We start from the raw sequence: 14,971 nt of genomic DNA, 5'->3' as shown, positions 1-14,971 counted from the left end.
GTTGGACGGGCAGGGGTGGAGGGCGTTCGGATGGGGGGCAATGCTCGGTTGCGCCGCGCTCGGCAGCAGCATTGCGACGGCGCAGGGCCCGGCGCAACGCGCCGCCGGCAAGCCGCCAGCGCCGGATCCGAAGCCTGGAGCCGTAGCGGACAAGGCGGAGGAGCGGATCCTGGTCTCGGGGCGGCGCCCACCGGTGGTTCGAACGCCCGATGGGACACGCTACGATACGCGCGACAATGCCCAGGGGCAGTCGGGAAGCGCCGCCGATCTGCTCAACACGGTCCCGTCGGTCAGTGTCTCGGCCGACGGAAACGTCACCGTGCGCGGCGACGGCAACGTTCAGATACGGGTCGATGGCCGTCCCTCGGCCGGGCTCAACGGCGACAGCCGCGCCGACATGCTTCAGGGGATATCGGGCAGTGCCATCGCCAGCGTCGAGGTGATCACCAACCCTTCGGCCAAATTCGGTGCCGAGGGCGGCACCATCCTCAACATCGTCCTGAAGCGCGGCGGGAAGCAGGGCCTGCATGGCAGCGCCAGGGTCAATGTCGGGGATCGCGGCAGGAAGAATGCGGCGGTCGGTGTCGAACATGGCGCAGGCAAGCTGTCTGCGACGTTCAACGGCAGCCTTCGCGACGAGGTACGGCTCACCCGCGTCGACGACGACCGGCGACTGCTGGATGCGGACGGACGCATCAGCCGGCGCTACGTGACTTCGGCGCGCTACACGCCGACCCATGCCCGCGCCGCCAGCGCCGACGGAAGCGTGCGCTATGCTGTCAGCGACACTGCAGATCTCGCCGCGGATTTCACGGTCTGGACGGGCAGTCCGAAGAACAGGGTGTATGAGACGCACCGGGATTATCTCGGCGGAGATGAGCCTGTTGCGCTGTACGACCGGGTGCGCCGCGGCACCTATGTCGGCAACAATCTCGAGTTCGGCCTCTCCTACAGCGATCGAGGGACTGGCGGAGGTCCGACCCTCAGTCTGACCGGTCAGCACAGCCGCACGTCGCTCCGCGCCGACCGTCCGTTCACGACCTTCTACCGGATCCCGCCATCACCACCGACCGGAGAGCGGGTCTTCAACCATTCGCGCGGCGGTACCGATCGCCTGGCGATCGATCATGAGCGCCCGTTCGGCTCGAGCCTGCGGGTCGGGCTCGGCGGAGAGTGGAAGCGCGAGCGCAGTCGGTTGGAGAACGGCCGGGCTGCCTTCGATCCCAGCGGGCAAAGCCCGCCGGCTGCCTTGCCGCTGAGCCGGTTCGATGCACGCCAGCGCAGCGCCGCGCTCTACGCTACGCTGCAATTTCGGACCGGCGCCTGGACGTTGCAGGCCGGCGAGCGCTTCGAGCGGCTCGGAATCGATGTCGCGGTAGTCGGTGGGGATAGTGTCGAACGCGATCTCGCCGGCTTCAACCATAGCGCTTCCGTGACGCGCGAGATGGGCGACGACCGGCTGGTGCTGCGCCTGTCGCGAAGCCGTCAGAGGTTCGATCCGCGGGACCTCAATCCCAATCTCGTCATTGTGGACGCGCAGAACCGATCAATCGGCAATCCGGCGCTGCTGCCCCAGATCGTCACCAGCGGCGAGGTGGAATATGGCCTGAATCGAGGAAGCCTCGACGCGACGGCGACCCTCTACGCCCGTCGCACCGGCGACCTGATCGTCGACGAGACCGTTTTCCTGCCGAACAACGTCGCCTTGACCACCAAGGGCAATGGCGGCCGCTCGCAGGCGGTCGGTGGACAATTGGTCGTCTCGGACGCGGTCGGCAAGACGCTCAAATATTCGGTCACCGGGAACGTCTTCTGCGCGGAGCTTCCCGCTTTCGATCCGAGCGACGAACCGCGCCGATCGAAGCTCTCCTACACCCTGCAGGCGACGCTGGATTGGGACGCGACGACGCGCGACAAGATCCATCTCGATGCCAACCTGCAGAGCGGCACTCTGGTCGCGCAGGGGGTGCGCACCGGCACGGGCGCGGTCAATCTGGTCTGGCGCCATCGTCTCTCGCCGCAATGGACGATATCGCTGACCGCGCAGGGCCTCGTCCGCGACATCCGCGTGCGCACCATTCTGCACACGCCGACCGCGATCGGAATCAACGACCGGAGCAATGGCGCCCGGGCGCTGCTCGTCGGGATCGCGTGGACGCCGTGAACGCCCGCCGTTGGCAGTGCGCGGATCAGCCCGCTTGCGAGTGCCGGTAGAGACGGACGTGGTCGATCAGCGCGCGCAGCTTGGGGGCGAGATTGCGCCGGTCGGGGAAGTAGAGGAAGAAGCCGGGGAAAGCGGGGCAGAAATCGTCGAGCAGGGCGATCAGGTCGCCGCGGCCAAGCCACGGGCGGAAGGTCTCCTCCATGCCGCAGGTGAGGCCGCCGCCGGCGACCGCGGTGCGGATCATCATGCCCATGTCGTTGGTGGTGATCCGCGGCCGAACGTCGACGTCGAAGTCGCGCCCGTCTTCGCTGAATTCCCAGCGATAGGGCGCAACCTCCGGCGCCGGGCGCCAGCCGATGCAGACATGTTCGACGAGGTCGCGTGGGTGGGAGGGCGTGCCGTACCGTTCGAGATAGCGGGGGGCGCCGACCACCAACTGCCGCTGGTCGCCGGAAACGGGCACCGCGACCATGTCGTTGGCGAGCACTTCGCCCAGGCGGACGCCGGCGTCGAAGCCCCGGGAGACGATGTCGAACTCCTCGTCGGTCACGGTCACGTCGATCTGGATGCCGGGATTGGCCGCGGCGAAGGTCGCGATCAGCGGCCCCGACAGGAAACTCTCGGCGATCGACGAGACCGCCAGCCGCAGCAGCCCGCTCGGGCGCCCGTCGCGTTCGACGGCCATCGCCATCGCCGCGGCGACCTCGCCCACCGCCGGAGCGAGCCGATCGAACAATGCGCGGCCCGCCTCGGTCAGGCTGACGCTGCGGGTGGTGCGCTGGACGAGCGCGGTGCCGAGCCGGTTCTCGAGCGCGCGCACCGCCTGGCTGATCGCCGAACGGGAAACGCCGATCCGTTCGGCGGCGGCGCGGAAACTGCGAGTTTCGGCGACGGCGAGAAAGGCGGTGATGCCGGAAAAGTCCTGGATCATGAGGACGCGTAACGGCGCGGCCGCCGATCGACAAGATGATCGGGAGCGTGGACGGGTGTGGCGCTATTTTGTTGATGTCCCCGATTTCGCGCGCACAGGTCAGCGGGTCGGGGTGGCGGTGCCTGTGCCGGTGCCAGTCGCGCTACCGGTGCTGCCGGTGCTGCCGGTACTGCCGGTACTGACGGTGCTGCCGGCGCTGCCGGCGCTGCCGGTGCTGCCGGTACTGCCGGTGCTGCCGGCGCTGCCGGTGCTGCCGGTACTGCCGGTGCTGCCGGCGCTGCCGGTACTGCCGGTACTGCCGATGCTACCAGTGCTGCCGGCGCTGCCGGTGCTACCAGTGCTACCGGTGCTACCAGTGCTACCCGTGGTTCCAGTGCTGCCGGGGCGGGCGGGTAGGGGCGGCATCGCCGGGGGCGGAGGCGGTGTGTGGAGGGCGGTGTTGAGGTTGCCCGAACGGGCGCTGCGATCGGCGGCGCGGGCGCCGGCGGCGGCGGTCCGTTCGGCGCTGGCGCGGGCGGATTCCGCTTCGGGGTTGAGGGCGTTGACCCGGATGCGCTCCTGCTCCGGACCCCCGGCCAGGCGATCGAGCGCGACATAATCGGTGCGGAAGATCAGTTCCACCGCACTGTCGAGATCGACCGAGGTGTTCATCTCCTCGTTGGTCTGGACCCGCTCGGTGCTGACATAGCCGATCGTGTTCTGCATCTTGGCTTCCGCACCCCAGATGCCGACCTTGCCGTTCACTCCGACTTCGGTGGTGTTGCGCATGTCGAACTGGGATCCGCGATCCTCGGCCGCGGCACTGCTCGCATCGATGTGGAAGCGCATCGAGGCGTTGAGCCGGCCGCTCTCGATGACGATCCGCTGAAGCCCCATCTGGATCATGGTGGCGAGCAGCTGCTGGCGGCCGCGCGCCAGTACCTGGCGGGCGAGCGGAACGAGCGCTTCGGGGTTGCCGCCGGAGATGCTCTCCCCCTCCGGAAGTTCGAAGGCCGCGCGCAACGCCGCCTCGCTGGGCGGGCTGGCGCCGGGGCGCAGGACGAGCCGGGTCGCGGCGTCGCGCTCGGCCTGGACTTCGGCCTGGCGTTGCCGCCGCTCCTCCGGGTCGAGGCCGGAGAGATCTTCCGGTTCCTCGTCTTCGGCGCCTTCGATCGCGTAGGCGGTCGGGAATCGGTCGGCGATCCAGGCGCGCGCGCCGGCGATACCGACATTGGCGTCGGCAAACCCCTCGGTGGTCTGGGCGACGTTGCGGATGAGATCGACGAAGGCAGTCATCTGCTGCTGGTTCGAATCGTTCATCGCCTTGAACACGCCGGTGATCAGTTCGGTGACGAAGCGCGGGAACGAGACCGCGTTGAGCACCGCCTGGGTGGTTCCGGCAAGGCGATTGGTGGCGACACCGGAGAATTCGGACCCTGCGTTGAGCGCGGCTGCTGCAGGGCGCCGTGTTGCCGGCGTCCGGGCAAGCTCGTCATTGGCGAGCGCGGCCGAGCCGATCTTGACCAGCGAACCGGCGAGATCCCGCCGCGTTTCGGGATCGAGCGCGCTGAATCCCTGTTGCGCGGCAAGCAGCGACCGGACGCCGTGACGAACCTCGTTCCGTACGGCGGGCGCGTCCGCGCGCCTCGGCCGAGGAGGCGAGAGAGGCACCGCAGCGGCCATGTCAGGCGCCGAGAGCCGACCAGGGCGAGGCTGCAGGGGCGGGCGGGCGCGCAGGTTCGGCAGCAGGACCTTTGCTCTGCGCCTCGCCGATGTCGAGCGTCGCCTCGATCCAGTCGATCGCCGAACCGACCACCGGATGGCCGATCTCGACCAGCGGACCGCGACCGCCGATCTGATCCGAGATTTCGGCGAGCCAGGAGACCACGATCATCCCCGCCTTGCCGCGGCGTATATAGGGCGCCGCCGGGCTGAAGCTTTTGTGGGCGATCCGGGCGATGCCGCCGACCACCCCCCAGAGGTCACGCGCCGCGAACGCGCCGCGGAGGCTTGAATGGCCGACGATCGCGAACGCGTCCTTTAATGTGGTCACCACTTCGTTCGCGACGAAAGCGGTGCTGCCGCTGCTCGCCTCTCCGAGATTGGCGATCAGTGCGCGCGCGCCGGCGCGCACCCGTGCCTGCTGGGCAAGGCCGCCATAAGGATCGCCCGAGCCCAGCTCGTCCAGTTTGTAGAGCGCCTCGCAGAGCTCGAGCATGCGATCCTCGAACTGGAAATTGCGATCGGCGTCGGCCGCGACCGGGCTCGACGAGGTGCCGAACAGCCGCGAGAAGAAGGCGTTGCGCTCGGCTTCCGAAATTCGGTCGTTGCGGGCGCGCCACCAGGCCGCCACCAGGCCCTCGGCCGCGCCGAGATCGACCTGCAATGCGCCGGTCGCGGCGAGGCCGGCGAGGGTCTCGACGGCGGGGATGATTCCGGCCGGTTCGAGATCGGCGGCGAGGTACAGGGTCGCGAGCGCGCGGAGCTGGGCCTTGTCGATGCGGGCGGCGACGGGATCGGGGATGTCGATGTCGCCGAGCTCGTCGAGGGCGAAGGCAAGCCCGGGCGCGGTCGCCTCGGCGACCAGCCGTGCGCCGAGGCCGAGTGCCGAAGCGACGAGAGCGTCGGCAACCGGCGCGATGAGAGCCCCGGCCATGGCTCAGCCACCTCCGGCGGCGGGCGGCGGCGTGTTGGGGTTGTAGGGCGTGCTGTTGCCCTGGATCACCGACATCATCTGCGGCGTCGCCATCTTGTCCATCGGCAGATAGTCGCTTTTGAAATTGACCCGGACTTCGCCCGACAGCTTGGCCTTCACCTCGGCCTTCGACTCGCTGTTCTCGTCCAGCGCCGAGCCGACGGTGGCGACATGTTCCTGTTCGCCCTCGAACGAGGCGGAGGCGCTGTAGGGCGTGTACCAGCTGCCATATTCGGCGTTGATCTTCTCCTTGTACTTCTGCGACTCCCGATCGTGCATCGATGCGGTGTAGTGGCGCTTGGCCTTGTCGCTCGCGCGCATGTCGAAGACGACCTTGGCGGTGATCGACCCGTCGGTGACGACGATCCGGTTGATGCCCAGCATCACCATCGACGAGAGCAATTGCTGGCGCGATTTCGCCATCTGCAGGCGGGCTGCGGTTACCAGGCGAAGCTCGGCATTGGCATCGCTGAGGTCGGTAACCGGAGGATTGATGTTCATCTCGCGGCTGATCTCTGCGAGCCGGACCGCCGCGTTGTCGCCATTGGCCTGCAAACGGGGCGGCGGCTGCTCGGCGCCCTCCTCGTCGGCAAAGCCGTCGGCGGTGGTGCCGACGTCAACCGAGAGCACATCGGGATAGGCGTCGGCAAGGTAATCGCGGCCGGCCGCTTCGCCGATATTGTCGCGCATGAACTGGTCGGTGGTCTTGGCGACGTTGGCGATCAGCTCGCCATAAGCCCGCATCTGCTCGATCGAGCTCTCGACGATCGCCTGGAACACGTTCTTGATCAGGCCGCCGACGAACTTCGGAAAATCGACCTTCTGGACCATCTCGCCGAATTGCTCGACGCCCTGGCGCACCGCACCGGCCTCGAAGTCCTTGCCGGCGAAGCCAGGGCTCTTCGCGAGCTGGCGCTTGGTCGCTTCGGTCGCGCTTTCGTCCAGCGCCCGCGCCGCCGGGGCCGCTGCAAGGGCACCCGACCGCGGCAGCTCGCCGTTCGCCTCCCGCTCGGCGATCTCCGCCTGCACACCTCCCGGGTCCGTCATGTAGGAGAGGACGTGGACGGTGTCCGCCGCGATCCGCTTCCGCTCCTCGTCGGGCAGCCCGAGGAAGGCGGGGATCGCGGTCAGCAGCCGGCGCACCTCCGGCCGGGTCGCATCCAGCGCCTCGGCGCTGGTGGTCGGCGGCGGATTGGGCCGGGAGGAAAGATGGGAGGAGGCCATGCTGCGTCTCCCTTATCCTGCCGTGGTCGGCGCGGGTGCAGCGGCCGGCGCCGCCGCCGGCGTCGCGGGCGCGGTTCTCGCGCTCGGCACGACGTTGGGATCGGCCGGCGTCGCATTGCCCTGGATGGCCGCGATCATCTGCGGCGTTGCCATCTTGTCGAGTGGCAGATAGTCGCTCTTGAAGTTCACGTCGACGGCGCCGGAGAGCTGGATCTTGGTCTGCATCGCCGCATTGGAGGCTTCCGAGGCGGCCGTCTGGGCGGTGATGATCGGCTTGTTCTCATATTTATACTCGCCCTTGGCATAGTAGCTCGCGTCGTAGTCGCGGCTGTCCTTGCTCCGGCTCGAGGTGACGTCGCCGCCGGAATCATATTTGCCCTCGCCGGCATAGGTGGTCTGGACGTTGCCATATTTGTCGCGGGCGAGATCGACGGCGCTGGCGCTGCGACGCATCGCATAGCTGTCCTGCGCCTTGACGTCGTAGATGATCTTGGCACTGATCTTGCCGTCGGTGACGACGATCCGGTTGATCCCCATCAGTACGATGCTGGCCATCAGCTGCTGCCGCTGGCGGGCAAGCTGCATGCGCGCCTGTTCGATGATCGCGCGCTCGGCATTGGCGTCGCTGAGATCCAGGCTCTTGATCTGCCCGTCGGCGAATTCCAGCTTGTTGTTGACCTTCTTCAGCGCCTCGGACTCGTCGACCCCCTCGCGCAACTGGAGGCGTGGTCCGGGCTCATCCGACATGTCGTCGAAGCCGATCTCGAACAGATCGGGGAATTGGTCGACCATATGGTCGCGCCCCTGATTTTCGGAGACGTTGTCGTCCATGAACTGCTTGAGCGAGGTCGCCACCGCCGCGACCATCTTCTGATAGGCTTCCATCTGCTGGATCGAGCTGTCGGTAATCGACTGGAACACGCCCTGAATCAGGCCGGACACGAAGGTCGGGAACTTGACCTGGTTGAGCAGTTCGCCGGCGACCTTGGCGCCCTCCCGCGCGGCATTGGCTTTGAACCCGCCATCGCCGATCGCGTCCACCGCGGACTTGCGCTGGTCCCAGCTCGCCTCGCTCGCCGATTTGTCGGCCAGGCTCTGCGCCGGGGTGCCGAGGCCGCCCGGGATGCGGTTGCCCTCGATGCCTTCGGGGCGGGCGAGATAGTCGGCGATCAAGGCCGTGTTGCGCGCTATGTCCTGCTGGTCGGCCGGCGACATCCTGCGGAACGCCTCCGACTGGGTAAGCAGGCCGGCGACGCTCTGCCGGACCTCCGGCGCGGGCTGCGGCGGCAGAGGGCTCGGCGGGGGCTGGCGGGTGGGTGCTGCGGCGTACATGTCTGAAGCCCTTCGGCTCGGGGTGAGGGGGCGCGTTGATCAGGCGGCCCTGGCGACGGCCTCTGGCAGCTCGAACTCGATCGGGCGCAGATAGAGGCTGACTCGCGGCGGCGAGTTGGCGTCGGTCCGGAGGCTGACGATCGAGAAGCGTCCGGGCCAGTGCGCATCTTCCGGCGTGAACGCGCTCATCCACCGTTCCAGCGCGGCGAGCCCGCGCGGGCGCTCGGCGAGGCCCATGGTGAGCAGGCTGAGAAAGCTCGGTGGAACGTCTGGGATGGCCGAGAGGAGCACGTAGATCTCGAAATCCGGCCCCTGCGGCGTGTCTCCGAACGCGAGCAGGGCGCCATGTTCGGGCAGCTCGAAGCGTCCGCCGAGCACGAGCCCGATCAGCTGCATGATGCCGGGCAGGCGATGACCGAGGCCGAGCGCGTCGAGCACCGGCTGCAGATCGGCGAGCTTCAGGGCTTCGGTGCAGGCGAAGGTGAGCCGCTGCCCGCCCATGTCACGCTGGGCGGAGAGGGTGGTGAACAGGGGCTTCAGCCCGGGGACCAGCTGCAGCGCCGGCATGACGATGCGGTGGAGGCCGACCGGCAGATTGTCGATCCGACCGGAGCCGCCCGGCAGCTCGTAATAGACTTTGGACGCGTAGAGGCCGTTGCGGTCGAAGCTCGAGCCGAAGAAGGCGCCGTAATCGAGATTGCCGCCGCTGGCGAAACCGCGGAACGGCTCGCTCGCACGGTCGAACCAGTAGAGCGGACCGGTTCCAAGGAAGTTGCCGATCAGGCGCCGCATCTCGTGGGTCGAGGCATCGCGGCGGTCGATCGAACCCGCTTCCGGCGGAAGCGGCTCGATGGTGAAGCGGAGGTTGTTCGGCTGGGTCTCCGAAAAGCTCGGCTCGAACGGCGCCGCCATCGGCATCAGCGCATTGTTGCGATAGCGCGGATCGTCGGCCGGATATTGGAAGGTGCGCATCAACAGGTCGCGCGACGGGGCGAACGGATCGGCGGTGCCGAGCGACTGGGCTGCCGATCGCAGCCGGCGCTCGACTCTCGCCACCATTGGCTCGCTTTGTGTCTGGAACCGCATTGGATTTCTCCTGGAAGGGATGAGGCGGAGCGGGTGCGTCAATAGGCGCCGGCTTTGGCTCCGTTCCTCGCAAAGGCCGATTGCGACTCCCGCCCGAGACCGAGGCCGATGTCGCCGATGCCGTCGAGCATGTCGCGGGCGAGCGCGGGGATCGGGATCGGCTTGGAGGTCATTTGCGGAGCCTCCCGCGGCTGCGCCATTTCCTCGATCCGGCTGTCGCTGGTGGCGGTGTCCGCCAGCCACAATTCGCAGGCATTGACCAGGTCGTAATCGGTCGGGTTGCGAGTCGCCTTGTGGTTCTCGGCGACATCGGGGTTGCGCACCTGATCGATGTCGATCAGCGGGCCGGTCGTGCGGTTGATCCGGGCGACGTTGTTGGCCAGCCAGGCCGTGATGATCGTACCGCAGGTCGCCAGCGTGCGATAGCGCGAGCTCGTCTTGGCGCCGCCGAGTTCGTAGGTCGCGACCTGATCGACCACCTGCCACATGTCGCGCGCGCCGTAGGAGCCGCGGATCTCGGGATCCTGGAGCAATTCGATCATGAACTTGATCTGCGACTGCACTTCGCGCGCGGCGAAATGGGCCATGCCGTAGCCGTGCAGGGAGAGATTCGCGGCGAGGTCGCGTGCCGCCTTGCGCACCTGCTGATGGCTGATCGGGCTCGGCGTCGCCGAGCGGAGCAGGGTATCGACCTCGTTCTGGCGGATAAAGGACGAGACCGATGAGACGAAGCGCAGCCAGAGATCGTTGAACTCGCTGTTGATCATCCCGTTTGGATTGCCGCCGGGAATGCCAAGCGTGATCGCGGCGAAGTTGCGCCGCTCCTGCTCGCTCATCCGATTGGGCGCCTCCCGCCAGTAGCGGTAGAGCGCCTTGCCGGCGCGGCCGGGGCCGATCGGCAGCATGCCCTGCTGGAACTGCTCGACGATCCGATCGACGACCTGGAACACCTTCAATTCGTCGAACATCGCCGAAACGATCATCGGTCCCATCGCCCGCACATTCTCGGCGATGATATTCTCGTCGACGATCTCCTCGAGATCGGGGAGATCGATGACGCTGTCGCCGATTTCGTCGTCGCCACCGACATTCTGAACCCGATCGAGCGCCTCGTTGACCTTGCGGCGGAGCTGCGGCTCGTCGTCGCCGACATTGGCGTCGGCAAGGCCGCGCATGACCCGCGCGAACTCTTCCGCGCCGCATTGCGGGTCGGCACCGCGACGGCCGTCGGGATCGCCCTCGATCGCCAGGATGGTGAGCACCTTCTCGGCCAGCGGGAAGTAACTGCGCGCTTCGCCGAGCGCGCGGAAGAATTCGCGGGTGAAGGTCCGCGAATTGGGATGCCGCGTATCGGGGTAGAGGGTCGCGCCGTTGCCCTTCGTGCCGGCAGCAACGGTCGCGCCGGTGCGATTGGTAGACTGCGGCACGACCCTCACCGGCGGCGCCTCGGCCGCTTCGAGCATCAGCAGACCGATGCTCAGGCCGACAAGGGTAATGTCGGGATCGCCGGGATAGGGATATTCGCCGCTTCCGCTCGAGGAACTCGCAGCCTTGGTCTGGCTGCTCTGCGCCTCGGCGGTGTTGGGCTGGTCGAAGATCAGCCGTCCGTTCTTGTGCGAACGCAGTTCGGGCGCCAGCATCGCCTGCTCGTTGAGCAAGGTCCGCGCGGCGACGAACAGCGGATCGCAAACTTCGACGGCCTTGTTGTTGTTGCGCTCGCTCTTGCCGATCTCGTCGATGATCGCTTCGGCGCGCGCCTTCTCCGCCGCTTCCGCCTTGCTCAACGGACGCTTCTTCTCGACGGCCGTCAGCCGGGCAACCGTGTTGATCAGTTCGTCGAAGGCCGAGGACTCGCGCCGTGCGACATCTCGAAAATGGATTCGGCTATCGATGCTTGCCATGATGGTATCTCCTTGGAAAATCGGGGTCCGTGTGAGTCAGCGACAGGATAAGGGGTCAGCCGTCATCGGCGCCTCCCTCGGCGTCCGCCCCGTCTCCCAGAGCGCGGTCGATTTCCTCGTCGAGCGCCGCAAGCGCGGCCGCGGCATCGAGGATGCCGGCGCCGCAGCCGCCGCTGTCTCCGGCCGCGAACGGCTGCGCGGTCCGCATCAGGATGTCGCGCACGGTCAGTGCGTCGATCGGCCGGGCGCGGCGGTGGCTGCGCGCCACCAGCAGGGCCGCGGCGCCGGCGACGAACGGCGCCGCGAAGCTGGTGCCGGTGGCATGCTGATAGCCTTCGAGCGCCGTGGTATAGACCTGCTCGCCGGGCGCGCAGAGCGCGACATGATCGCCGCGGGTGCTGAAGCTCGCCGGCCGGCGTTCCGCATCGACCGCGCCGATGGCGAGCACACCCGGGTAAGCGGCCGGCCAGAAACGCGCTTCCTTGCCGTTATTGCCGCTCGCTGCGACCAGGATGCAGCCGCGGGCGAGCGCATAATCGATGACGTCGGCATGCGGCTTCGGACTGCGCGGGCTGAGCGCGGCATCGTCGGTGCCGAAGCTCATGTTGATCACCTTGGCGCCGAGGTCGACGGCGAGCTTCATCGCCATGTCGAGATCGCTGATCGCCCCCAGGCCGACGGCACTCGTCCGCCCGGGCAGGCGTGCGGCGGCAAGCGCCCGAAGCGGAACGATGCGGCAGCACCCCCCCAGCCCGGCGGGCATCGCCCGTCCGTCGGCGGCGATGATGCCGGCGCAGCCCATCCCGTGGCCGACGAAACGGTCCTCCGGATTGCCGTCGTTGCGGCGGTGGTCGCCGAGCAGCTCGACGCCGGCAGCGATGTCGCCGCTTTCGAGCCGGACGGTGTCGTAGCCGGCGCGGAAGGTGCGGGCGAACTCCGCATGATCCTTGCCGATACCGCTGTCGACCAGCCCGACGACGACGCCGTCGTCGCCCGGCTCGATCGCATGCGCCTCTGCCATGCGGACCATACGGCGCAGCGCCTCGCCGCGGTCTTCGGCACGGCCGACCGGCGTTGCGACCTCGAACGGAGTCACCGAGACATAATTCGGACTCGCGCTCTCGACGATGCTGATCTGTCCCAGCGCCTCGCACATGCTCCCGATCGGCGTGCCGGCGGGCACCCGCAGCACCAGGGTGCGGGCCATGCCGGTGGTCTGCTCGACGGCGTCATAGCCCTTGTGCGCCTGGCCAGCGGCGATCGGCGCATGGGCAGAGGCGAACAATCGGGCGGCGCGAAAGCCACCGGCGCGTTCGGAAATGATCCTGTCGATCGCACCGCCGTCGATCGAGGTCGCGGCGGGAAGGATGTTTCGGGCGACGTCCCGCACCGCCGGGATCTGCTCGGGTGCTTCGCCCAGCGCGAGCTTGAGCACGAGGCTGGTCGGCAGGCTGTATTGCCGCTCGCCTGGGGCTGCCCATGGCGTCGCGAGAGCGCGGATCGTCATTGCCACGTCTCCTGCCGCGAAGTGGGTGGAGCGATCCGGTCCGTCACCGCCGCCACCGTCACTGATGGCGGCGGCGCAAAGGCGGTTAGGTCGAAACTCATCGCGCTCGCGAGCGTGGGGGACGGTTCGACCGACAATTCGCCGGCCCATTGACCCTCGCCGGGTGCCAGCAGCAGCTCGCCCGGGGCCGAAGACAGGATCGACACCGGCCGGTCGCCGATCCGAACCTGGGGCGGCGCCCCGCGCCGGATCAGATTGCGCCCGGTGACGCGGATCAGCGGCGGCGTGTCGCCATCCCCCGGTGCCGTGCGCACCGGCTCGACCCGCTGCACCAACGGTGCCGATGCGCGCTCGAGCGCCTTGCGCAGTCGCTCGACCGGAAGGTTGGTGACCCGGCCGATGCTGCGGACGGTGCCTTTCTCCTCGGCCTCCTGAAATTGGCGCACGGTGCGAACGCCGGCCCATTCGAGCCGCTTGCGCTCGTCGGGCGTGAGTTCGTCGGCAAGCTCGTCGAGACTGTCCTCGTCCGGACCCTCCGCCAGCGCGATGGCATTCTCCTCGATCGCTGGACGGGTAATTGCGGTGAAGACCAGGTGAAAGACGCTGGCCTCCTTCTCGCCGGCGCCGGCCGGGCGGATCCGGATCTCGCTGTCGGCAAACTCGACATGGGCGCGCAGATCGAGATTGATGTCCTTGATCGCGAAGGTCAGGGGCAGGTTGAGGTTGCGCGCCTTGATCGCCATCGCCGCCTGGGCGTTGTCGAGCTGGCTCTGCACCGCCTGAATGAAATCTTCGAGCCGCAGGGTGACGTCGCGGGTCATGGCGTCGCCTCCGCCGGCACCGCGTGCCACTCGATCTGCAGCCGCGCCGGATCGGGATCGAAATCGGTGCGGGTTCGGAACAGCGGAACGTCGCCGATCACGATCGGGCCTTCGGCGGAGAGGACGAGGCGAAGATCGATCGGCAGGTCGATCGAGAGCGATCTGGCCCGCACGAAGGGGCTGTCGACGAAATCCGTCACGCCTGCGGCAAGATCGCCGAGCAGTTCGCCAAGAGCGCGGCGTCCGTTCATGGCGTCGATCCTGGGGTAACGAAGGGTGCGGGAGCAGCGACCACCGGCACAGGTGCCGCGACGACCGGCACAGGTGCCGCAACCGGCAAGGCCGCGGGCTGGGGCGGTGCCGCGACCGGGGCCGGCGCTGCGGCGGCGCGGCGGGGAGTCCGGCTGTGGCGCTCGAGCAGGCTGCGCTGCGCCTCGTCGACGAAGCGGTCGAGCGGCAGGAAGTCGGAGGCGAAGTTGATCTTCACGTCGCCGAACAATTCGGCCTTGAGTTCACTGTCCGATTGCGCGTTGACGCCGACCGTCGAAACCTTGGTGATCGCGCCTTCGCTGGCGCGGGCACCCCAGGTCGAACCGCCGCTGGTCGGATCGTTGGAGGTCGCATATTGGACCGCAGCGCGATCCGCCGCGGCGGCGCGGAAGCGCAGCCGTGCGCCGATCGAGCCGTCCTTGATGACGACTCGCTGCATGCCCATCAGCACCATGGTCGAGAGGGTAGAGAGGCGCTGCTGGGCCAACCGCTCGCGCGCCTGCGGCAGGATCGAGTCCTCGAGCAGGTCGGCGGTGAGCTCGTTGCCATCCTCCCCGAAATCCGAGAGCCAGCCGGGCATCGCCGCCTCGTCGCTGCCCGGCTGGACGAGAGGGGCGAGCCGGAACTCGCCGCCATCGTCAACCAGGGTGACGTCGCGCGGATATTGCTCGACCAGCCAGCCCCGCGCCTGTCCCGCCGTGACGTTCTCCTGCGCGAACTGGTCGAGCGGCTTCGACACCGCGGCGACCAGATCCGCATAGGCCTCCATCTGCTTGATCGAGGAATCGACGATCGCGTCGAAGGTGCCGTGGACGAGCGAGGCGACGAAAGCCGGGAAGTCGATTTCGTCGGAGAGCGCGCCGGCGCGGCGGCCGAGCGCATCGGTCGCTTTCTCCTTCGGCGCGGTCGACTGCTGACCGTTATCTCCGCCGAACGGCGACGGCTCCTGCGGCTGCCCGGGCGCGACGATCTCGCGTCCGAACGCGTCGCGGGCGAGCGCCATCGCCGGGGCGTGTCCATTGCCCCTGGCGGTCGGTGGCGGCGGGATGTAGCGGGTCATC

At 68.0% G+C, this 14,971-nt stretch carries 12 protein-coding genes; 1 reads left to right on the top strand and 11 read right to left on the bottom strand.

What is annotated here, in order from left to right; translation table 11 throughout:
- Positions 1-40 precede the first annotated feature (40 nt).
- Positions 41-2,164, top strand: a complete 2,124-nt coding sequence (locus tag ETR14_RS05150) for a TonB-dependent receptor (RefSeq protein WP_165356321.1) — start codon at positions 41-43, stop codon at positions 2,162-2,164.
- Between the two features lie 25 nt (positions 2,165-2,189).
- Here ETR14_RS05150 and ETR14_RS05145 read toward each other — a convergent pair whose 3' ends face one another.
- The 11 genes from ETR14_RS05145 to ETR14_RS05095 all read right to left on the bottom strand — a co-directional run bounded on the left by ETR14_RS05145 (position 2,190) and on the right by ETR14_RS05095 (position 14,970).
- A complete protein-coding gene (locus ETR14_RS05145) occupies positions 2,190-3,095 on the bottom strand; it encodes a LysR family transcriptional regulator (protein ID WP_129383666.1) in 906 nt (301 codons plus the stop codon).
- Positions 3,096-3,194: 99 nt separating this feature from the next.
- Positions 3,195-4,757, bottom strand: a complete 1,563-nt coding sequence (locus ETR14_RS28720; RefSeq protein ID WP_206185972.1) for a hypothetical protein — start codon at positions 4,755-4,757, stop codon at positions 3,195-3,197.
- Position 4,758: 1 nt separating this feature from the next.
- Positions 4,759-5,730, bottom strand: coding sequence for a hypothetical protein (locus ETR14_RS05135; protein ID WP_129383665.1), 972 nt, complete (start codon positions 5,728-5,730; stop codon positions 4,759-4,761).
- Between the two features lie 3 nt (positions 5,731-5,733).
- Positions 5,734-6,993 (bottom strand): hypothetical protein, encoded by a 1,260-nt coding sequence (locus ETR14_RS05130; protein WP_129383664.1) that lies wholly within the window; start codon positions 6,991-6,993, stop codon positions 5,734-5,736.
- Positions 6,994-7,005: 12 nt separating this feature from the next.
- Entirely contained in the window at positions 7,006-8,325 is a 1,320-nt protein-coding gene (locus ETR14_RS05125; RefSeq protein WP_129383663.1) for a hypothetical protein, read from the bottom strand.
- 39 nt (positions 8,326-8,364) lie between these two features.
- A complete protein-coding gene (locus ETR14_RS05120) occupies positions 8,365-9,411 on the bottom strand; it encodes a hypothetical protein (RefSeq protein WP_129383662.1) in 1,047 nt (348 codons plus the stop codon).
- Positions 9,412-9,449: 38 nt separating this feature from the next.
- A complete protein-coding gene (locus ETR14_RS05115) occupies positions 9,450-11,312 on the bottom strand; it encodes a hypothetical protein (protein ID WP_129383661.1) in 1,863 nt (620 codons plus the stop codon).
- A gap of 55 nt (positions 11,313-11,367) precedes the next feature.
- Complete coding sequence (locus tag ETR14_RS05110; protein ID WP_129383660.1) at positions 11,368-12,819, bottom strand: S8 family serine peptidase; 1,452 nt, start codon at positions 12,817-12,819, stop codon at positions 11,368-11,370.
- Positions 12,816-13,640, bottom strand: a complete 825-nt coding sequence (locus ETR14_RS05105) for a hypothetical protein (protein ID WP_206185971.1) — start codon at positions 13,638-13,640, stop codon at positions 12,816-12,818. The genes ETR14_RS05110 and ETR14_RS05105 overlap by 4 nt, the downstream gene beginning before the upstream one ends.
- A complete protein-coding gene (locus ETR14_RS05100; protein ID WP_129383659.1) occupies positions 13,637-13,891 on the bottom strand; it encodes a hypothetical protein in 255 nt (84 codons plus the stop codon). Before ETR14_RS05100 ends, ETR14_RS05105 begins: the two co-directional genes overlap by 4 nt.
- Entirely contained in the window at positions 13,888-14,970 is a 1,083-nt protein-coding gene (locus tag ETR14_RS05095; RefSeq protein WP_129383658.1) for a hypothetical protein, read from the bottom strand. Before ETR14_RS05095 ends, ETR14_RS05100 begins: the two co-directional genes overlap by 4 nt.
- Position 14,971 lies beyond the last annotated feature (1 nt).

Origin of the sequence: Sphingosinicella sp. BN140058 (assembly GCF_004135585.1) — a bacterium.
Taxonomy (GTDB): domain Bacteria; phylum Pseudomonadota; class Alphaproteobacteria; order Sphingomonadales; family Sphingomonadaceae; genus Allosphingosinicella.
Note: the sequence above shows the minus strand (reverse complement) of the source record. Positions and strands in the feature narration are given on the sequence as shown.

What these genes read in the sequence shown, in the direction of transcription:
- ETR14_RS05150 (WP_165356321.1), top strand. Translation starts at nt 41, where the DNA reads ATGCTCGGTTGCGCCGCGCTCGGCAGCAGCATTGCGACGGCGCAGGGC.
- ETR14_RS05145 (WP_129383666.1), bottom strand. Translation starts at nt 3,095, where the DNA reads ATGATCCAGGACTTTTCCGGCATCACCGCCTTTCTCGCCGTCGCCGAA.
- ETR14_RS28720 (WP_206185972.1), bottom strand. Translation starts at nt 4,757, where the DNA reads ATGGCCGCTGCGGTGCCTCTCTCGCCTCCTCGGCCGAGGCGCGCGGAC.
- ETR14_RS05135 (WP_129383665.1), bottom strand. Translation starts at nt 5,730, where the DNA reads ATGGCCGGGGCTCTCATCGCGCCGGTTGCCGACGCTCTCGTCGCTTCG.
- ETR14_RS05130 (WP_129383664.1), bottom strand. Translation starts at nt 6,993, where the DNA reads ATGGCCTCCTCCCATCTTTCCTCCCGGCCCAATCCGCCGCCGACCACC.
- ETR14_RS05125 (WP_129383663.1), bottom strand. Translation starts at nt 8,325, where the DNA reads ATGTACGCCGCAGCACCCACCCGCCAGCCCCCGCCGAGCCCTCTGCCG.
- ETR14_RS05120 (WP_129383662.1), bottom strand. Translation starts at nt 9,411, where the DNA reads ATGCGGTTCCAGACACAAAGCGAGCCAATGGTGGCGAGAGTCGAGCGC.
- ETR14_RS05115 (WP_129383661.1), bottom strand. Translation starts at nt 11,312, where the DNA reads ATGGCAAGCATCGATAGCCGAATCCATTTTCGAGATGTCGCACGGCGC.
- ETR14_RS05110 (WP_129383660.1), bottom strand. Translation starts at nt 12,819, where the DNA reads ATGACGATCCGCGCTCTCGCGACGCCATGGGCAGCCCCAGGCGAGCGG.
- ETR14_RS05105 (WP_206185971.1), bottom strand. Translation starts at nt 13,640, where the DNA reads ATGACCCGCGACGTCACCCTGCGGCTCGAAGATTTCATTCAGGCGGTG.
- ETR14_RS05100 (WP_129383659.1), bottom strand. Translation starts at nt 13,891, where the DNA reads ATGAACGGACGCCGCGCTCTTGGCGAACTGCTCGGCGATCTTGCCGCA.
- ETR14_RS05095 (WP_129383658.1), bottom strand. Translation starts at nt 14,970, where the DNA reads ATGACCCGCTACATCCCGCCGCCACCGACCGCCAGGGGCAATGGACAC.